At 50.7% G+C, this 19,184-nt stretch carries 16 protein-coding genes; 12 read left to right on the top strand and 4 right to left on the bottom strand.

The genetic code is table 11. The features are described from left to right. The coding region (ytpR, locus tag VFS25_RS23760) for a YtpR family tRNA-binding protein (RefSeq protein ID WP_349256405.1) at positions 1-594 on the bottom strand (594 nt) is incomplete at its 3' end. 496 nt (positions 595-1,090) lie between these two features. Between ytpR and dnaB the strand changes: the two genes are divergently transcribed. From dnaB to VFS25_RS23745, 3 genes are all read left to right on the top strand, one after another. After that, positions 1,091-2,653 carry a replicative DNA helicase gene (gene dnaB / locus VFS25_RS23755; protein ID WP_326464675.1) on the top strand — a complete coding sequence of 521 codons (1,563 nt, stop codon included), beginning with the start codon at positions 1,091-1,093 and terminating at the stop codon, positions 2,651-2,653. Positions 2,654-2,795: 142 nt separating this feature from the next. Beyond that, positions 2,796-4,166, top strand: a complete 1,371-nt coding sequence (locus tag VFS25_RS23750) for an MATE family efflux transporter (RefSeq protein ID WP_326464674.1) — start codon at positions 2,796-2,798, stop codon at positions 4,164-4,166. A 179-nt stretch (positions 4,167-4,345) separates the two neighbouring features. Continuing rightward, positions 4,346-5,053 carry an RsmE family RNA methyltransferase gene (locus VFS25_RS23745; RefSeq protein ID WP_326464673.1) on the top strand — a complete coding sequence of 236 codons (708 nt, stop codon included), beginning with the start codon at positions 4,346-4,348 and terminating at the stop codon, positions 5,051-5,053. 177 nt (positions 5,054-5,230) lie between these two features. On the opposite strand, the gene VFS25_RS23740 is transcribed toward VFS25_RS23745, so the two are convergent. Together VFS25_RS23740 and VFS25_RS23735 are read right to left on the bottom strand one after the other, a co-directional pair. Continuing rightward, positions 5,231-6,007, bottom strand: coding sequence for a TerC family protein (locus VFS25_RS23740; RefSeq protein WP_326464672.1), 777 nt, complete (start codon positions 6,005-6,007; stop codon positions 5,231-5,233). Positions 6,008-6,033: 26 nt separating this feature from the next. Further along, positions 6,034-7,062, bottom strand: coding sequence for a quinone-dependent dihydroorotate dehydrogenase (locus VFS25_RS23735; protein WP_326464671.1), 1,029 nt, complete (start codon positions 7,060-7,062; stop codon positions 6,034-6,036). A gap of 214 nt (positions 7,063-7,276) precedes the next feature. On the opposite strand from VFS25_RS23735, the gene VFS25_RS23730 reads away from it, so the two are divergent. Both VFS25_RS23730 and VFS25_RS23725 read left to right on the top strand, forming a co-directional pair. Further along, positions 7,277-9,931 carry a TonB-dependent receptor gene (locus VFS25_RS23730; RefSeq protein WP_326464670.1) on the top strand — a complete coding sequence of 885 codons (2,655 nt, stop codon included), beginning with the start codon at positions 7,277-7,279 and terminating at the stop codon, positions 9,929-9,931. A gap of 3 nt (positions 9,932-9,934) precedes the next feature. Continuing rightward, positions 9,935-10,810 (top strand): DUF4249 domain-containing protein, encoded by an 876-nt coding sequence (locus VFS25_RS23725; protein WP_326464669.1) that lies wholly within the window; start codon positions 9,935-9,937, stop codon positions 10,808-10,810. Here VFS25_RS23725 and VFS25_RS23720 read toward each other — a convergent pair whose 3' ends face one another. Beyond that, complete coding sequence (locus tag VFS25_RS23720; RefSeq protein WP_326464668.1) at positions 10,811-11,062, bottom strand: hypothetical protein; 252 nt, start codon at positions 11,060-11,062, stop codon at positions 10,811-10,813. A gap of 453 nt (positions 11,063-11,515) precedes the next feature. On the opposite strand from VFS25_RS23720, the gene VFS25_RS23715 reads away from it, so the two are divergent. The 7 genes from VFS25_RS23715 (at position 11,516) to VFS25_RS23685 (ending at position 19,142) form a co-directional block, all read left to right on the top strand. Beyond that, positions 11,516-12,352, top strand: coding sequence for a helical backbone metal receptor (locus tag VFS25_RS23715; protein ID WP_326464667.1), 837 nt, complete (start codon positions 11,516-11,518; stop codon positions 12,350-12,352). Continuing rightward, positions 12,345-13,391, top strand: a complete 1,047-nt coding sequence (locus tag VFS25_RS23710) for an iron ABC transporter permease (protein WP_326464666.1) — start codon at positions 12,345-12,347, stop codon at positions 13,389-13,391. The genes VFS25_RS23715 and VFS25_RS23710 overlap by 8 nt, the downstream gene beginning before the upstream one ends. Then, positions 13,391-14,236, top strand: a complete 846-nt coding sequence (locus VFS25_RS23705) for a heme ABC transporter ATP-binding protein (protein WP_326464665.1) — start codon at positions 13,391-13,393, stop codon at positions 14,234-14,236. Before VFS25_RS23710 ends, VFS25_RS23705 begins: the two co-directional genes overlap by 1 nt. Before the next feature lie 5 nt (positions 14,237-14,241). Further along, on the top strand, positions 14,242-15,279 hold the full coding sequence (locus tag VFS25_RS23700; RefSeq protein WP_326464664.1) for a hemin-degrading factor: 1,038 nt from the start codon (positions 14,242-14,244) through the stop codon (positions 15,277-15,279). Positions 15,280-15,660: 381 nt separating this feature from the next. Next, positions 15,661-15,975 (top strand): hypothetical protein, encoded by a 315-nt coding sequence (locus tag VFS25_RS23695; RefSeq protein ID WP_326464663.1) that lies wholly within the window; start codon positions 15,661-15,663, stop codon positions 15,973-15,975. A 26-nt stretch (positions 15,976-16,001) separates the two neighbouring features. Further along, entirely contained in the window at positions 16,002-18,050 is a 2,049-nt protein-coding gene (locus VFS25_RS23690; protein ID WP_326464662.1) for a TonB-dependent receptor, read from the top strand. Positions 18,051-18,074: 24 nt separating this feature from the next. Next, positions 18,075-19,142 carry an HmuY family protein gene (locus VFS25_RS23685; protein WP_326464661.1) on the top strand — a complete coding sequence of 356 codons (1,068 nt, stop codon included), beginning with the start codon at positions 18,075-18,077 and terminating at the stop codon, positions 19,140-19,142. Positions 19,143-19,184: the final 42 nt, after the last annotated feature.

Here is a 19,184-nt window from a genome sequence, read left to right as displayed (position 1 = left end):
GCGGGTATTTTCCAGGTTATTATAATAGGCGCATACATCGCGGGCTACGCCTATATGGCTCATGGCATCCATACGGTTGGGGGTAAGCCCTATTTCGTATACCCAGTCCTGTACGGGCTTAAATATTTCACGGGCCGGGGTACCGGGTTGTAAGGCTGCATCCAGCACCAGTATGCCGGCATGGCTGCTGCCAAGGCCAATTTCATCTTCGGCGCATATCATACCGTGGCTTTCCTCACCCCGGATTTTGGCCTTTTTCATGGTCATAGGCTCGCCGCTGACAGGGTAAATGGTAACGCCAATGGGGGCTACCACCACCTTTTGCCCCGCAGCTACGTTGGGCGCGCCGCATACGATATGCAGGGGCTCGCCGGCGCCTGTATTTACAGTGGTTAGTTTCAGCTTATCGGCATTGGGATGCGGTATGGCAGTGAGCACTTCGCCTATCACCAGCCCTTCCAGGCTGCCTTTTACAGACTCAAATTTTTCCAGGCTCTCTACCTCCAGGCCTATACGGGTTAAAATAACAGATAAATCCTCCGGTGAGGGCTGTACCGGCAAATATTCACATAGCCAATTGTAAGAAATCGTCATTTTGCTAAAATAATAAAGTGGTGTAAAGATAGTCAAAAACTCCACAGTCAATGGTTTGTGCTTCAGCAGCAGGGAGGGAGGGGGGATAACGGCCGGCTGTGTTGTTTACAAAGACTAACGTTGCACGCGGTGAATGTGTGAATTACTTTCCAAGGATTATGTGGAAAATCTTTTTACACAAAGTGTGTGAATAATTGGAACTTTACAGGGTATTTTTGTGCCAATAAGTGGATAACCGATACACAGTCAGTGGATAACTGACATTTTGCGTGTGCATATCGTGTGCGCCGGGTTTTATAAATATTATCGGCTTGTCGTAAGGCTTTAATGAAAAAATGCCTTTACCTTAGTTTGGACGGCTCAAAAAAGTTTACAATTTATTAAAGGAGAACTGAACACCAGGATGCGAAAAAAATTGTAGGGAACCCACCATATTGGGGACACAAGCCATGACAGTAATCTATTTCATTCATTCTTTTTAATTCTTTGAACATAAATGGATCTTAATCTCAAGAAAGACCGTAATAATGTACGTAGGAAGCCGTCCATTGATGTTTCCAGCATGGTATACGGAAAAATTCCCCCGCAGTCCAAAGACATGGAAGAAGCGGTACTGGGAGCCATTATGCTGGAAAAGGGCGCTTTTGACACCGTGATAGAGATCCTGAAACCGGAATGTTTTTATGTGGAGGCGCACCAGCGCATCTTTATGGCTATGCAGCGGCTGGCGGCTAAATCCATGCCGGTGGATATTCTTACTGTAGTGGAAGAGCTGAAGTCTTCCGCGGAGCTGGAAATGGTAGGAGGGCCTTTTTATGTAACACGGCTTACCAACACCGTAGTTTCCTCTGCCAATATTGAAGCGCATGCGCGCATCATCCTGCAAAAATTTATACAACGCGAGCTCATACGTATATCCGGTGAAATACTGGGTGAGGCGTATGAAGATACCGCTGATGTGTTTGACCTGCTGGATGCGGCAGAATCCAAGCTGTTTGAAATTACCAATAATCACCTGCGCAAGAACTATGACTCTATAGACCGCGTGCTGGTGAATACCATGAAGCGTATTGAGGACCTGCGTAACAAAGGCGATGATATTACCGGGGTGCCTTCCGGCTTCCCGTCGCTGGATAAGGTTACCTATGGCTGGCAGCCAACGGACCTTATTATTATTGCGGCCCGTCCTTCAGTAGGTAAAACGGCCTTTGCGCTGAACCTGGCCAGGAACGCGGCGTTGCACCCGCGCTTTGCCAAAGGCGCAGCCATCTTTTCCCTGGAAATGTCGTCCGGGCAGATCGTACAGCGTATCCTGTCCGCAGAATCGGAGATCAAGCTGGAAAAAATTGCCCGTGGTAAGCTGGAAGAATACGAGATGAAGAAGCTGATGACCCACGGTATTGAACGGCTGGCCAAGGCGCCCATCTTTATCGATGATACGCCGGCGCTGAACATTTTTGAGCTGCGCGCCAAATGCCGCAGGCTGGTGCATAACCACGGCGTGGGGGTTATTATCATCGACTACCTGCAGCTGATGAGCGGCGGCGGCGAAGGCCGTAATACCAACCGTGAGCAGGAGATCAGTAAAATTTCCCGCGACCTGAAAGGCCTGGCAAAAGAGCTGCATGTGCCGGTAATAGCGCTTTCACAGTTAAGCCGTGATGTGGAAAAGCGTAAGGATGGCAATAAAATGCCCCAGCTGAGCGACTTGCGTGAATCCGGCGCCATTGAGCAGGATGCCGACATGGTAATGTTCCTGTACCGCCCCGAGTACTACGAGATCACCGCCAATGAAATGGGTGAATCCAACAAAGGGGAAACGCACGTGCGTATAGCCAAGCACCGTAACGGCCAGCTCGATACCATTAAGCTGCGTGCTGTGCTGGAGTTCCAGCGTTTTGAGGACGACGGCAGCCTGGAAGGCGGCGGTGGCGGCATGAGCAACCCGTATGCCGGCATGCGCCCGGGAAATGAAGACGCCAAGGTATTTATCCAAAAAGGTTCTAAAATGAACGATATGAACTTTGACGATGAAGGGTTAGAAGATGCTCCGTTTTAATAGAATGTAAAAGGTAAAATCCGATTGTAGCATGTAAAAGTTGGCGGATGTGCTTCAACGTGGCCCGGTTGTCATGATTGAACATTTCCACCAACTTTTGCATTTTACATTTAAAATTTTACATTTTTCCCCTCTTTTATCCATGCTATCACGATACAAGCCATTCTATAAAGAAAATTTCCGTTTAGCCTACCCCGTAGTTATATCGCAGCTGGGGCATACCCTGGTGGGTTTGTCGGACAGCATTATTATAGGCCATACCGGTGAAGTGCCGCTGGCAGCCGTATCTTTAGGGAACAGCCTTTTTACCATTTTTATGGTTACGGGCCTGGGCATTTCCTATGGACTAACACCGCTGATAGCGCAGGAAAACGGGCGGGGTAACTACGCCTACTGCGGCTGCCTGCTGAGCCAAAGCCTGTTGATAAATATTATAACCGGGGTGCTGCTGGGAGGCGTAATTATTACCGGCAGCTATTATATCCCCCTGCTGGACCAGCCGCCGGCGGTAGCCGTGCAGGCCAAGCCTTTTTTGCAGTTCCTGGGCTTTTCTTTTCTGCCGCTGATGATATACCAGTCGTTTAAACAGTTTGCAGAGGGACTGGGCTTTACCCGGCAGGCCATGCACATCAGTATTATCGGTAACATAATTAATATATTATTAGGTATTACGCTGGTGTTCGGGTTATTCGGTATGCCGCGTATGGGCGTAATAGGCGTGGGTATCGCCACTTTAACGGACCGCCTGCTTATGGGCACTGCCATGGGCTGGTATGTGCTTACCGCGCGCCGTTTCAAGCCCTATTTGCAGCAGTTCCGTTTCCGGGATGTATCAGGGGCCGTAATACGAAAAATACTGGGTATTGGCGCGCCGGTGGCCCTGCAATATATTTTTGAGGTGAGCGCTTTCAGCGGCGCTGTAATAATGGTGGGCTGGATTGGCGCGCGCGAGCAGGCGGCGCACCAGATAGCTATCAGCCTGGCCACCATGACGTACATGATGGCCAGCGGCGTATCTGCAGCAGCAGGCATTAAAAGCGGCAATTTTTACGGCGCCCGGCAGTTCCGGCAGCTGCGCCTGTCGGCCATAGCCAGCTATCATATGGTGCTGGTGCTTATGGGCACCTCCGCACTGGTATTTATGCTGGGCAACCATGTACTGCCGCTGATGTATGTGAAAGAGCCGGATGTGATTGTAATTGCAGGGCAGCTGCTTATTATCGCCGCCTTTTTCCAGCTGTTCGACGGCACACAGGTGGTAGGGCTGGGCATATTGCGCGGCATGGGGGATGTAAAGGTGCCTACTGTTATTACATTGCTGGCTTACTGGGGCCTGGGCCTGCCTATAGGTTACCTGTTGGGCATTCATTTAAAAGCAGGCATACAGGGCATCTGGTGGGGATTGTTACTGGGGCTGCTAACCGCTTCTGTGCTGCTGTTCATCCGTTTCCAGGTAAAAACCCGGCGGCAGGCCCTGGCTGTGCAGCCGGAAACGGTTGCCGCGGGCGGATAGTATTTCAGCAGGTACGGCCGGAGCTGCCGGGAGCAAGGAGAGGCGAAGGAGAAGGCCGGGAGAGTCGAAAGAGAAGCGGGAGAAAATGTATTGCAAGTCATGAACGCTGTCCCGGAACGTTTACAGGCTACAGGCCTGTTTTTAGAAGGATAGCATGTATTTAATCATTAATTGCTAGTATGGAATTACCTGTTTTTTATGCCAGGGGGCTGGATGCTACAGCTACTGCTTACACTATGGATGAAGCAACCTCTAAATACTGTGTGCAGGTGCTGCGCAGGGAAAAAGGACAGCCCGTGCTGCTGGCCAACGGGCAGGGACAAAAATTTTCCGCCATTATTACGGATGATAACCGGAAAAAATGCGTGGTACAGGTAACCCATTGTGAAACCCTGCCCAAACCGGCGCCCACCTTACGTATAGCCATTGCCTTTACCAAACACGCCGGCCGTATGGAGTGGTTCCTGGAAAAGGCCACGGAAATTGGTGTGCAAAGCATTATTCCCTTGCTCACCCACCGTACGGAGAAGGAGAAGTTTAAAACAGAACGGCTGGAGAGCATACTGGTGGCTGCCATGCTGCAAAGCCAGCAGTATTATTTACCGGAGCTGGCGGCCCCTGTTGCATTTGAAACGCTGGTACAACGGCCCGGCGTTGAGCAGCGTTTTATTGCGCATTGCCTGCCGGAGCAAAAAACGCCTTTACAGCAGGCTATGCAGCCGGGGCAGAACACATTGATCCTGATTGGCCCTGAAGGCGATTTTACACCGGCAGAAGTGCAACTGGCGCTGGAGCAGGGATTTCAGCCTGTATCACTGGGAAATACACGTTTACGTACAGAAACCGCGGGTATGGTAGCCTGTGTGCTGATGAACGCAAGTAAATAATGTGCGGATATGCAGCTGTGCAAGTGTGCAGATAATGAAAAGATGTGCAGGTGATTAAATGTAAACATTGCTGTTTTTCATCTGCACATCTGCATCCGCTCTATCATCTGCACATCTGCACATCTGCACATCTGCACATTTGCATATCTGCACATCCTATCGCCTCCTTACATTGGATCACTTTTCCTCTTTTACTACCGGCTCCCGCAGCTCAACTGGTTTGACGGTTTTTTTGCGCATCGCCATATTCAGCATTTCTACGCCAAAGGAAAAGGCCATGGCAAAATATACATAGTTCTTGAGGTGCAGCTCCTCTGTTTTCTCTGCATCCCATCCTTCTATGATCAGGATAGCGCCTACCATTACCAGGAAGGAGAGGGCCAGCATTTTAAGTGTAGGATGTTTATGTATAAAATCGCTGATGCGGGGTGCAAACAGGAACATAATGATCATGGCTATGATCACGGCAATGATCATGATTGGTATATGCTGCGCCAGGCCAACGGCCGTAATAATACTGTCAAAAGAAAAAACCATGTCAATTACAATAATCTGTCCTACCACATTCAGCAGCGATACTGCTTTCTTATCCCCGCCTTTTATATTCATTTCCTCTTCGTCCCCTTCCAGCTTATGGTGAATTTCACGGGTAGTTTTAATAAGCAGGAATAAACCGCCGCCCAGCATAATCAGGTCGCGGAGGCTGATGCCGTGGCTGCCGATGAAAAACAGCGGGCTTTTGGCTTTTACAATATATCCAATGCACAGCAGCAGTATAACCCGTACGCCTATGCCGGTGAACATCCAGATCCGGCGGGCCTGGGTACGTTTATGCGGCGGCAGCCGGTTCATAACAATCGATACGAAAATAACGTTGTCAATGCCCAGTACCACTTCCATTAATACCAGGGTCAGGAGGCTGATGAGCGCTTCTGTAGTGAACAATTGTTCCATAATAGGTTGATGTTATAGAATGGATATTATTTTTTTTCCAGCCCTTTACAAATATTTTTAACAATGGCCGGGCCTTCATAAATAAAGCCGGTGTACACCTGTACCAGGGAGGCGCCGGCATCCAGCTTTTCCCGGGCATCGGCAGCGGTAAAAATGCCGCCGGCTGCAATAATGGGCAGCTGGCCGCCGGTTTTTTCATGAATGTACCGGATCACTGCAGTGGACCTGTCTTTTACCGGCAGGCCGCTTAATCCGCCTGCGCCTATGGCTTCCACGGCCGCCGCCGGGGTTTGCAGGCCTTCCCGGCTAATGGTGGTGTTGGTTGCTACAATACCGGCCAACGCGGTTTCCTGCACAATTTCAATAATATCGTCCAGCTGCTCATGGGTGAGGTCTGGCGCTATTTTTAATAAAATAGGTTTGGGCTTGTTTTTCTGCGCGTTCAGCAGCTGCAGGTGATGCAGCAGCTGCTTCAGGGGCTCTTTTTCCTGGAGGGCGCGCAGGTTGGGGGTGTTGGGAGAGCTTACGTTCACCACAAAATAATCCACTACATCAAATAACGCATGAAAGCATTTTTCATAGTCGCTCACTGCTTCTTCATTAGGCGTTACCTTGTTCTTACCAATATTACCGCCAATGATAATGCCGGACCTGCGTTTTTGCAAGCGTTTGGCGGCGGCCACCGCGCCTTCATTATTAAAACCCATGCGGTTAATGAGGGCTTTATCCGCCGGCAGGCGAAACAGGCGGGGCTGCTCATTGCCGGGCTGCGGCAGGGGCGTAACCGTACCTATTTCTACAAATCCAAATCCCAGGCTGGCCAGTTCGTCGGTATAGCGCGCATCTTTGTCAAAGCCCGCAGCCAGGCCTACGGGATTGCGGAAAGTAAGTCCCCACAGCTCTTTTTCCAGGCCCGCAGCGTGCGGGTTAAAAAGGGCATTCAGCACGGTTTTGCCCAACGGCAGGCCATGGAACAGCTTAATGCCCCGCATTACGCTATGGTGAATGCTTTCAGGAGGAAATTTGAACAGTAGTTGCTTGATAAGATGGTACATGCGTGGTGCAAAGATATAAACTAATGCGCTAATATGCAGCCCTATGCAGGCATTACCACATCATTACATAATTCCTATTTTTGAGCCCGGAATAGGGGAAAGCAGCTGCCGGACCGTTTGTTAAAAAGGAGGCCGGCCGTATGTTCCCCGTTGTACTGTGCCGTCAATTTATATGTCACACAACCTGTTTAATCATCAAAACCGCTGTGTAGCTATGCCATTTACCGCAAAACTGCTGTTGGGAATACTTTTGAGCGCTTTCCCGCTGCAGGCAATGGGATGGGACTGGCATACCCGGGTTACGCTTAATGTAAAAGACCAGCCGCTGCTGGCAGTATGCCGGCTGCTGGAAACAAAGTACGGCATCCATTTTTCGTATAGCCGCGATGTGGTGGACCTTTCTCATAAAATAACGCTGCATGTACGCAATAAACCGCTGAAAAAGGTGCTGGAAGCCATGTTTGAACCCTATGATATTGCCTTTGACCGTATTGGCAACCAGGTGGTGCTTACTGTAAAGGCTACGCCGCTGCGCACCATCAGCGGTTATGTGGAAGACATCCGTACAGGCGAAAAGCTGATAGGCGCCACTATTTACTGCCCGGCGCAGCAGGCAGGCACAGTTACCAATCAATATGGTTTTTACAGTATTACCTTAAAAAAAGATACCAGCGGGCTGCTGGTTTCTTATATCGGCTACAGCCCGCAGCATTGCACACTGCCGGCTACGGGCAACCGGCAGCTTACCGTGGCGCTGCAGCCTGTAAATAGCCTGCAGGAAGTAATAGTTACAGAAAATATGCAGCCGCACCTGCAGGAGCAAACGCAAATGAGCAAGGTGGATATTCCAATTGCGGAAGTAAAGGCCATGCCCCGGCTGCTGGGTGAGGCCGATGTGCTGCGCACGCTGCAAAGCCTGCCGGGGGTTACCGGCGGTGCAGAAGGCAGCGGCGGTATGAGCGTGCGGGGCGGCAGTCCCGACCAGAACCTGTTTTTGCTGGATGGCACGCCGGTGTTTAATTCAGAGCATGTATTCGGCATTTTTTCCGTGTTTAACCCGGACATTATTAAGCATGCCGACCTGTATAAGGGCGCGTTCCCGGCCCGCTACGGCGGACGCCTGTCCTCTATTGTAGATATTTCGATGAAGGACGGGGATATGAAAAACTATCACGGAGAAGTATCTATCAGCACCATTGCCGCCAAGTTTATGGTAGAAGGCCCTTTGTGGAAAAACAAAACATCGTTCATTATATCCGGCCGCCGCTCTTATATAGACCTGCTGATGAATGGCGCCGTTAAGTCGCTGGCAGACCTGGGCGATAAGGGCGACTTTTATGCTTTTTTCTATGACGCCAACGTACGCATCAACCATATTTTCTCGCCCAGGGACCGCCTGTACCTCAGCGCCTATGGCGGAGAAGATGCATTGATCATAAAGCAGGACCATGATTATGAAACAGAAGATGCGCCGGACCAGCGGCGGTACCAGGAGCAGAGCGGCTTTAAGCTGGGATGGGGTAACCTTACAGGCACGCTGCGCTGGAACCATGTATTTAGCCAGCGCCTGTTTTCCAATGTAACGTTTAATTATTCCCAGTACTTTTTTCTTACGCACTATAACTACAATTTTAAATCCTACACGATTGATGAACGTTCGGAGCTGTATGGCCGCTACCACTCAAGAATACAGAATGTTGTAGGGAAAATAGATTTTGATTACCGTCCGCGTCCCGGCCATGCCATAAAATTCGGGCTGGGCTCTACCACCCATATTTTTAAGCCGGGTACTTTTTTCTTTGAGGATAATTCCGATTCCACCACAGCTTCCCTGCCCGATACAGCCTATAACAATTTTAATACTGTGGGAGTAGATATGGTATTGTATGCAGAGGATGACTGGCAGTTGTCGCCCAACCTTCACCTGAATGCAGGCATACATGCCGCGGGCTTCCTGGTGGAGAAGCGTTTTTATAAATCCCTGCAGCCCAGGCTGGGCTTGCGTTACCTGCTGCCGCAAGGCTGGGCGCTGAAGCTGGCCTATACACATATGTACCAGCCCATACACCTGCTTACCAACAACAGCACCAACCTGCCTACGGACCTTTGGGTGCCCTCCACGCACAAGGTAAAGCCCATGCTATCCCGGCAGCTGACCATAGGCGCCGCCAAAACCACGGATGATCATCAGTACGAGTTTTCACTGGAAGGCTATTATAAAACCATGAATAACGTAATCGAATATACGGAGGATGCTTCGGTATTCAATTCGGCCGGTAAAAAGTGGGATGAGCAGGTGATTGTTGGTAAAGGCCGCAGCTATGGCGCAGAGTGGCTGGCGGAAAAAAAGCAGGGCCATCTCCGGGGTTGGCTGGGTTACACGCTGGCATGGTCCGACCGGCAGTTTGCAGCCGTAAACAACGGTAAACGGTTTCCTTATAAATATGATGCACGCCACAACCTGGAGCTTACAGTAATACAGCGGCTGGGCAAACACTGGGAGCTGTCGGCCGGCTGGCAGTTCACTACCGGCAAACCGCTCACGCTGCCCGTGGCCAGCTACGAAGGCGTGCTGGAGCCTTCGCCTTACAACCCGCCGGGGCAAACATTGCCGCCAAGGGTAGACGACCTGGGAACGCGTAACCAGTTCCGCGCCGGCAGCGTGCACCGCCTGGACCTTAGCATTACCTACACTAAAAAGAAAAAGCGATGGACCAAGAGCTGGAACCTGAGCCTGTACAATGCCTATAACCGGAGAAATCCTTTTTATTACTATGTAAAATCAGACGAGGAGCGCAACCAGCGCTACCTTGCACAGGTAACTATTTTACCCATACTGCCCAGCATTGCTTACTCCGTTAAATTTTAAAAAATGCGCCTGCGTTTCATTATCGTATATACTATAGGGTTAGCCATACTGGCTACCGGCTGTGAAAAAAAGGCCAGGCTGAACCTGCCCTATGAAGGAGATAAAATTGTGCTGAACGCTTTTATACAGGCAGATAGCCCCGTGTATATCCGCGTTACCAAAAGCGAGCCGGTAGTATCGGATAATGATACGGAGTTTACGGCGCTGGCGCATGCGCAGGTAACCATGCTGGAAAACGGGCTGCCCTTTTCAGCCGTGCACTGGCGGGAAATAAACGGTCGCGGTTATTTTGTATCTGATACAGCGGCGCGACCAGGAAAGGTTTATACCATTATGGCGGCGGCTACCGGTTTAACGGCTGTAACAGGTACCGACAGTATTCCCGGCCTGCCGGAAGCAAGCGGTCTTTTTGCACAGCAAACCGCCAGCCAGGTAAAATTTACCCTGAAAGACCCGGCAGGCATAGCCAACTATTACCGGGTTCATTTATATGCGGCAGACAGTATAAACGGCAGCATACAGCCGCTGAGCATGATCAAATACCGTATGGACCCCTCTCTCAATGATAACTTTGCGGATATTATCAGTGACACTTACTACCAGGACCTGGTGGTAAAAGATGAGCGTTTTGACGGAAAAGCCATACGCTTTGTGCTGCAAACCGACAAGCCGGTTACATACAAATACCTGGTAGCGGAGGTGACCGCCCTTACAGCACAGGGCTACCGTTACCTGAAAAGTGTGGATGAGCAGCAGAACGGGCAGGACGATGGTAATTTCTTGTCGCAGCCGGTAAAGGTTTACTCTAACGTAACAAACGGGTATGGCATAGTAGCCGGGATGTACACCCAAAGAATGGCCTGTAAGGTAACAAAATAACTATTCGTTAATATGATACCGGTTAATTACCTCATTGATCTTACAGGAAAACTTTACGCATTCCGTGATAATAACAGATTCCAGCTCCTTATAACCTTCGGACTCCAGGTGATATAGTTGTGGATATACCGTTTCTATCATTTTTTTTGTGGCGTCTATCAGGCCATCCTGCATACTTACCAGCTGCTGCTGTTCATACATAGCATCCTGGTATAGTGGCGATAGCGGGTTCAGAATTTCATCCCAATCCATATTGTTTGAGTGGTTTTAATGAACGGATATGTTTTACAGATCAACGCAGGGTCCCTTAATTAGAACAACTTTCAACCGGTTTGGTTCAGCAGCGGGTGCATTTGTTTTTCCTTTTGCGTAAATGCTCCCTGTTTAAATTCCCGATTTGATTAAGGTTTTACATTTTCATGACCTAGCTTTGCCTTACTCCTTTACTCCGCCGCATGAATGTAGCAGCCTGCCGCCCCTGTGTAATATCCGCTTACACGGGCAGGCCTGGTATTCACAAGCAATCTGCTGTTTAATAACGTGACCCTGTTCCGGGCGTATGGAACAGGAGAAGATCGCTATGCCCCTGAAGATACTTGCCGGAACATGGCGGAGTAAAGTGTTCCTTGCAGGTGGTGGTTGGCCCGATCCCGGGTAGGGTCAGCCATTTTTTTTAATACATACTATTAATAAATCAAATCATTTATGCAACGCATCCGGCTAAGGCCCTTTCTTATATTATTACCTGTTTTCCTGTTTATTGCTGCAGCCCTGTGTGCGCAGCGCCGTATTGTATCGCTGAACGGTACGGTTACAGAAGTGGTTTGCGCCCTTGGTTTTGAAAAGGCGCTGGCAGGGGTGGATGTTACCAGCACTTACCCGGCCACCGTACAAAAGCTGCCTAAAGTAGGGCATAACCGGAATATTTCCGCTGAGCCGGTGCTGGCGCTGCAGCCCGACCTGGTACTGGCCACCACTAATTTTCTGTCGCCCACTGTAATTGACCAGCTGAAGGCTACCGGTGTAAAAACAGTAGTGCTGCAGCAGGAGTATTCCATAGCCGGCACAAAAAAGCTGATCCGCGCAATAGCTGCTGCGCTGCAGGCAACGGCCAAAGGCGAAGCCTTGTGCAAACAGCTGGAACAGCAGCAACAGGCATTACAGGTAAGCCCGCAATCTAAAAAAGTATTGTTCATTTATGCCCGCGGCGCCGGCACATTGATGGTAGCGGGGCAGGACACGCCATTGGATAAAATAATTGCGCTGGCCGGCGCAAAAAATGCCGCTACCGGTTTTAAAGATTTTAAACCGCTTACCACCGAAGCGCTGGTAGCCGCCAACCCGGACGTGATTCTGCTGTTTGACAGCGGCTTGGAAAGCATTGGCGGTGTAAACGGGTTGTTGCGGGTGCCGGGCATTCCGCAAACCACGGCCGGTAAGCAGCAGCACATTATTGCCATGGACGGGCAGCTTCTCTCAGGTTTTGGGCCGCGCGTTATTGAAGCCATTAAGGTATTGTCGGAGAAAATTAAAGATGCGTAAAAAATACATCAGTCTTGCCATATTAAGCGCAGTACTGTTGCTGGTAATGATCGTTGCCATTGGCACCGGCGCTATGCATATGTCGCCGTTACAGGTAGTGGCTATTTTACTCAAGGGCATAGGCATACAGCTGCCGGTTAGCTACCCGGCACAGCTGCCTGCCGTACTATGGATGATCCGTTTGCCACGCGTGGTGCTGGCGGCGCTTGTAGGAGCCGGATTGGGAATTGCCGGCGCTGCCCTGCAGGGGCTGTTCCGCAACCCGCTGGCAGATCCCGCACTGATAGGCGTCAGCGCCGGTGCATCCCTTACTGCTGCTATGCTTATAGTGCTGCATGCGTATATACCGTTTATGGCAGGTAGCGGCATTTTACAGGCCTATGCACAGCACTGTATTACTTTCGTGGGAGCGATGCTTACCGTGCTGGTTGTTTTTCGTATGTCCGTTTACGGTAGCAAGGCCATTGTATCTGTTATGCTGCTGAGCGGTATTGCCGTAAATGCCATGTGCGGCGCCTTTACCGGCTTAATAACCTATGTAGCGGATAATGAGCAGCTGCGCAGCATTACCTTCTGGACGCTGGGCAGCCTGGGAGGAGCCTCCTGGCAAACCGTAGCAGCGGTATTGCCCTTTGTGCTGGTGCCGGTAATTATGCTGCCCCGCATGGCGCCTGCGCTGAATGTATTTGCACTGGGAGAGCAGGAGGCAATGCATAGCGGCGTACAGGTGAACAGGTTAAAGACACAGCTTATTATTTACGCTACCATGGCCGTAGCAGCCGGTGTGGCGGTAGCAGGTATTATTGGTTTTATAGGATTGGTGGTGCCGCATATTATCCGGCAGTTCACCGGTCCGGACCATCATATGCTGATACCTGGCGCAGCCCTGGCAGGTGCGGTGCTGCTTACGGTGGCCGACCTGCTGTGCCGCACCATTGTGGCACCGGCAGAGCTGCCGGTAGGCATTATTACGGCTATTACCGGCGCACCGTTTTTCATTTGGCTGATCATAAAAGAGAAGCGTTTAAATACTGTATAATGCTGGATGTAGAAAATGTATCGCTGTCGTTTGGAAATACGCCGGTGCTGACGCAGGTAAGCCTGCAGGCTCATCCGGGCGAGCTGTGTGTGCTCATGGGGCCTAATGGCGCCGGTAAATCAACCCTGCTGCGTGCTATTGCCGGCGAGTATATGCATTACCGCGGCAGCATTGCCATTAACGGGCAGGAGCTGCATCAGCTTCCGGCAGCGGTGCAGGCCCGGCAACGCGCCGTACTTTCACAACAGCTGCATTTGCAAATGCCTTTTACCGTAGCAGCGGTAGTGGCCATGGGCCGCTATGCGTACCGCCTGCAGGAGCACGCGCACCACCAGGAGATTATCACCTATGTTTTGAAATTACTGGAGGTGTATGACCTGCGGCACCGTACCTATCCCACATTATCAGGCGGGCAGCAGCAACGCGTGCAAATGGCCCGGGTGCTGGCGCAGCTGCTGGAAGCGCCCGACCTGCACGCCATGGACTACACCGGTAAAAAAATGCTGCTGCTGGACGAGCCGGTAACGGGCATGGATATACTGCATCAGCAGCTGTCGTTACAGCTGGCCGCGCAGCTGGCCCGGCAGGGTGTGCTGGTAGTAGCAGTGCTGCACGATTTTCAGCTGGCAGCTGCTTATGCGCAACGTATCTTTTTCCTGAAAAACGGGCATGTATATATACAGGGACCAGTGCAAACGGTATTGTCGGCCTCCCACATCCGGGGCTGTTTTGGCGTAGAGGTTTCCGTACTGCAGCATCCATTGTTTGCCTTTCCCCTGGTGGTCACCGGTACCACTACTACCTTATTTCCATCATTTGCCGCACAGGCAATAAAAGCTTGTTAATAACTATGAATAATACACTCACTTCCGGCTTAAAAGAACAATGGCAGGCGTTCCGCCTGCAAAATCCTAAAACCAGGATAAGGGATGCCGCCCGTGCGCTGCAGGTAAGCGAAGGCCAGCTGGTGGCTGCCTGCACCGGCGCTACCGTGGCGCATTTGCGCAATGATTTTCCGGCGCTGCTGCAACGGATGCCCGGCGTTGGGAAAGTAATGGTGCTTACCCGCAACGAAAGCTGTGTAATTGAAAGAAAGGGCATATTTGAAGATGTACGTACAGGAAGCCGGCATGTAGGCGTAGTAGTTGGGAAAGATATTGACCTGCGCATGTTCTTCTCCAAATGGGTACATGGCTTTGCAGTGAGGGATGATGAAGCCCTGGGCTTTAAAAATTCCCTGCAGGTATTTGACGGGCAGGGGAATGCGGTAATAAAAATATACGCCCTGGCCGAAACCAACCTGCCTGCATGGGAGCAGCTGGTGCATGATTTTACAGCTGCCGCGCAGCCAGCTGCTATGGCGCCTGTACCGGCGCCGGCGCCGCCTGCTAACGCACAAAACGTGGATGTTGCTGCTTTCCTGGAAGACTGGGCCGCCCTGCAGGACACACATGACTTTTTTCCCATGCTCAGTAAATACAAGGTAGGCCGTTTGCACGCCCTGGAAATGGCCGCGGGCCGTTTCACGCAGCAGGTTCATACGGGCTGTGTAAAAACATTGCTGACACGGGCAGCAGCCGACGGGCAGGAAATCATGGTGTTTGTAGGCAACCACGGTAACATTGAAATTCATACCGGCCCGGTGCAGAAAATAGTGGAAATACCAGGATGGATCAATGTAATGGATGCCGACTTTAACCTGCACCTGAAAACAACCGATATTAACCAGTGCTGGGTGGTGGAAAAACCGTCGGCAGATGGGATTATAACTGCTGTAGAAGTATTTGACAACAATAAAGAGATGATTGTGCAGTTCTTCGGAAAACGCAAGCCCGGCCAGCCCGAACAACAGCAATGGCGGGCGCTTGTGGGAGAATGTAAAATGTAAAATTTTAAATGTAAAAGCAGGCGGCGGTGAGTTTATGAAACCCACGTGGTTTTAATGAAGCGCATGCAGCCATTAACTTTTACATTCTACAGTGTTATTATAAAGTAAACACTGCCCTGACTTTTACATTCAACATTTTACATTTAATATTTTGCATTTTTTCTTTTGTCGTAAATACTTTTCCTGATCCGATCATTACTACTACCTGCTGCTGCCTATTTTTGTAATGCCGTTCTCCGCCGGCTTATAATAATCAATTTTTCTACTGATAATATCTGCTGGTCTATGAAACTCGCTGTCTGCCCGCTGTACCGGCAGAATGCTGCATGCGTATGGCGGGTATGACAGGCCAATCATAGTCGTTTGTTAAACAAGTAATCTATGTGTGAAACCAGGATGCTGGCCCATAAAGGGCACACGCATATAGGGCATTGTATGCAATGTAAAACCGTTTTCCTGTGGCATGGCAATGTGCTGCTGAATTTTACTCCGGACGATTTTATTCATTTCAGCAAAGCGCTGAACCGGGGAAAGTTCAGCGAGTGTGCGCTGCCTTTCCCTGATAACCAGGAGCGGGTGATTGTGCATACGCCCTGCTATGACATTAGCTTCACTTTTACCAGGGCAGAATGGGAAGTTATGGTGGCAACAGTGCAAGAGGCGCTGCTGATGCAGGAGGTATATACCCTGGTATAAGCAAAACAATAATAAACTGATCCCTGATGAAACAATTAATGGCGCTGTTCTTTTGCTGGCTCCTGTGCCGTGTGAACAGCTTTGCGCAAGACACTGCCGTGCAGCTGAAAGATGTGGTGGTAACCGGCCAGTACCAGGCGCAATCCATGAAACAATCCGTGTACCGGGTGCGCACTATTAACAGCAGGCACATACAGCTGCGTGGCGCCACCGATGTGCTGGGTGTGCTAAGCAATGAGCTGGGCATCCGCTTTTCCAATGACGCTACTTTGGGTGAAACAGACGTGGAGCTGATGGGCATGTCGGGCCAGAGCGTAAAAGTATTGCTGGACGGCGTGCCGCTGGTAGACAGGGGCAGCACTAAACAAAGCTTAAGCCAGGTAGATGTTAACAGCATTGAACGTATAGAAATTGTAGAAGGCCCTATGTCGGTCGTTTATGGTACAGATGCGTTGGCAGGCGTTATCAACATCATTACCAAAAAGCAAACAGATAATCTTACGGTTACAGCACGTGTGCAGGAAGAAACAGCCGGTACGGAATACCAGCCATTTAACGGCAAAGGACTGCATAATGAGCACCTGGGCATGCAATGGGGCCACGGCAGCTGGTTTGCCAATGGCAGCTATACCCGCAACGGTTTTGGCGGCTGGCAGGGTGATTATACCGCGCGTAAAAAGGAATGGCATCCCAAAGACCAGTCTTTCGCCAGCGGCATGCTAGGTTATGGCAACAATAAATGGGAAATGTGGTACCGCCTGGATTACCTGCATGAGAATATCAAAAACCTGGGTGATATTAATACCGGCAACTACAAGTCAACCGACCAGTATTTTTATACCAACCGTTATACCCACCAGGCGCAGGCCGCCTGGAAACCCGGTGAGCGCCTGAGTGCGAACGGAGCGTTCTCTTACCAGGACTACCGTCGTAGAACAAAAACTACCATTAAAGATTTTCGTACCAACACATCTGCCCTGTCGGAAGATGCCGGTGCGCAGGACGTGTCAAAATTCAATACCCTCTTTTTCAGGGGCACGGTACAATATAAAATATCCGGCAGGGTTGCGCTGCAGCCGGGTGTTGAAATTAAAAGGGATGCCAGCAGCGGGCAGCGTATTGAAGGTTCGCCGGTGATTACGGACTATGCGGTGTTTGCATCTGCAGAAATAAAACCGGCGCGCTGGCTGAATGTACGGCCGGGCGTGCGCGTTATCCATAACTCCGTGTACGATGCGCCGCCGGTAATACCTTCCGTTAATACCAAAGTGGCGCTGGGGAATAGCGTGGACCTGCGGTTGTCCTATGCGCGCGGTTTCCGGGCGCCGGCCCTGCGCGAGCTGTATTTTTATTTCTTTGACGCCAGCCATTCCATTAAAGGTAATCCCAACCTGGAAGCGGAATATTCGCACAGCGTAAACGGCTCGCTTACCTGGCAGGCAGCCAGTAACAACAAGCTGCATTACGCGGTGGCCTTATCGGGCTTTTATAATAATTTCAGCAACCTCATAGATATTGGATATGATGCCGCAGATCCATCCATTAGCACTTACATCAACATTAATAAATTCAAAACCACCGGCGGCATGCTGGAACATACGCTGCAATGGGAAAACCTGCAGGCCGCAATAGGACTGCTGTACGCGGGCCGCTATAACCGCTTTGCAGATGACACTGCGTACAATAAACGTATGCCATCACCTTCCTTTACCTGGGCGCCTGAAGTGAACGCCAACATTACCTGGCAGCTGCTGCGTATGGGCGGTACCGTTAGCTTGTTCTATAAATTCAGCGGCGTGCGGCCAACCTATGAGCTGGCAACGGTAAATAATGCGGAAGCTGTGCACCTGGCCAAAACAGCTGCGTTCCATTATGCGGATGTAACGGCATCCAAAAGGGTGAACAAATACCTGACCTTACAGGCAGGCGTAAAAAATGTATTTAATGTAGACCGGCTTAAAAACACGTCTGCCGACATTGGGCAGGCGCACAGCACCGGCGGTCCGGTGCTTATGTGGTATGGCCGCTCTTATTTCCTGGGCCTGCGCTTTTGCCGGGCCGCCAATAGCAACTAACAACCAATAAATATTAATAAGCACATGTACACAAAAAAACAATCACAGTGGCAGCGCATGCGCCGGGTTTTGTTTTCTCTTACTTTAATAGCAGCCCTGGGCGCCTGCAGCAATGATGATGATACAGCCCCGGTAATACCGCCTTCAGACGGCGCATCTATGAAGCTGGATGGCGGGGGCGGTACCGGCGCGCCCAATGCTGTGTATGTTGATTTCAGCGCCGACAAGCAAACTGCCGTTGCACGCACCGGCTGGGACCTGGGTTTTTATAGCGGCGGCGATTACCGTGTGATCCTGAACTATACTTCTTCCATGGCGGTAAAAGCCCTGGATAAAACAGACATTACCCAGGCAGGCCTGGACGATACAACCGGCATTAGCCTGGCCCTGGGACAGGGCGCCGGCACCCTGGATATGGTAGACGATGTATATGGCAGCCTGTCCAAAACCGCCATAGCAGCCGTAAACGCTGCAGATGCAGCTAACAGGGTGTACCTGGTAAAGCCGGAAACCGCTTCAGCCACGGACCCGGCTACCTGGTATAAAATAAAGATCAGCCGTAACGGTAACGGCTACAGGCTGCAATATGCCCTGCTGGCGGCAACCGCCATACAAACTGCCGACATCAGCAAAGACACCCGTTTCAATTTTACCTTTTACTCCTTTACGGGCAATAAAGTAGTAAGCGTGGAGCCGGAAAAAGCAGCGTGGGACATTCAATGGTCATACGGCGTGTACTTTGCCGGCAGCGGTACAGCAGTTATTCCCTACCTGTTCTCGGATTTTGTGTTCAGCAACAGCCTGGCCGGCGTACAGGCCGCGGAAGCTACTACGGCCGATGGGTTTAATTATGATACCTTTGCCGCCGCTGATCTTACCAGCTCCAAGCTGGTATTCACTGCCACCCGCGATGCCATTGGCAGTAAATGGCGGGCTACTGCCGGCGCTACTTTGGGCATAAAAACAGACCGTTTTTACATAGTAAAAGATACGGGCGGCAATTACTATAAGCTGAAGTTTGTAAGCGCCGGCATAGGCCAGGATGGCGGACAGCGCGGATACCCTGAAATTGCGTATAAGTTGATAAAATAGCGTAAAGAGCACAAGGCAGGGGCTGGCGTTTGCCGGCCCCTT

This window comes from Chitinophaga sp. (assembly GCF_035761305.1).
Classification (GTDB): Bacteria; Bacteroidota; Bacteroidia; order Chitinophagales; family Chitinophagaceae; genus Chitinophaga.
This window is presented reverse-complemented; position numbering and strand designations above follow the sequence as displayed.

Coding starts and splice junctions, on each gene's coding strand:
- dnaB (WP_326464675.1), top strand. CDS start 1,091: ATGGATCTTAATCTCAAGAAAGACCGTAATAATGTACGTAGGAAGCCG.
- VFS25_RS23750 (WP_326464674.1), top strand. CDS start 2,796: ATGCTATCACGATACAAGCCATTCTATAAAGAAAATTTCCGTTTAGCC.
- VFS25_RS23745 (WP_326464673.1), top strand. CDS start 4,346: ATGGAATTACCTGTTTTTTATGCCAGGGGGCTGGATGCTACAGCTACT.
- VFS25_RS23740 (WP_326464672.1), bottom strand. CDS start 6,007: ATGGAACAATTGTTCACTACAGAAGCGCTCATCAGCCTCCTGACCCTG.
- VFS25_RS23735 (WP_326464671.1), bottom strand. CDS start 7,062: ATGTACCATCTTATCAAGCAACTACTGTTCAAATTTCCTCCTGAAAGC.
- VFS25_RS23730 (WP_326464670.1), top strand. CDS start 7,277: ATGCCATTTACCGCAAAACTGCTGTTGGGAATACTTTTGAGCGCTTTC.
- VFS25_RS23725 (WP_326464669.1), top strand. CDS start 9,935: ATGCGCCTGCGTTTCATTATCGTATATACTATAGGGTTAGCCATACTG.
- VFS25_RS23720 (WP_326464668.1), bottom strand. CDS start 11,062: ATGGATTGGGATGAAATTCTGAACCCGCTATCGCCACTATACCAGGAT.
- VFS25_RS23715 (WP_326464667.1), top strand. CDS start 11,516: ATGCAACGCATCCGGCTAAGGCCCTTTCTTATATTATTACCTGTTTTC.
- VFS25_RS23710 (WP_326464666.1), top strand. CDS start 12,345: ATGCGTAAAAAATACATCAGTCTTGCCATATTAAGCGCAGTACTGTTG.
- VFS25_RS23705 (WP_326464665.1), top strand. CDS start 13,391: ATGCTGGATGTAGAAAATGTATCGCTGTCGTTTGGAAATACGCCGGTG.
- VFS25_RS23700 (WP_326464664.1), top strand. CDS start 14,242: ATGAATAATACACTCACTTCCGGCTTAAAAGAACAATGGCAGGCGTTC.
- VFS25_RS23695 (WP_326464663.1), top strand. CDS start 15,661: ATGTGTGAAACCAGGATGCTGGCCCATAAAGGGCACACGCATATAGGG.
- VFS25_RS23690 (WP_326464662.1), top strand. CDS start 16,002: ATGAAACAATTAATGGCGCTGTTCTTTTGCTGGCTCCTGTGCCGTGTG.
- VFS25_RS23685 (WP_326464661.1), top strand. CDS start 18,075: ATGTACACAAAAAAACAATCACAGTGGCAGCGCATGCGCCGGGTTTTG.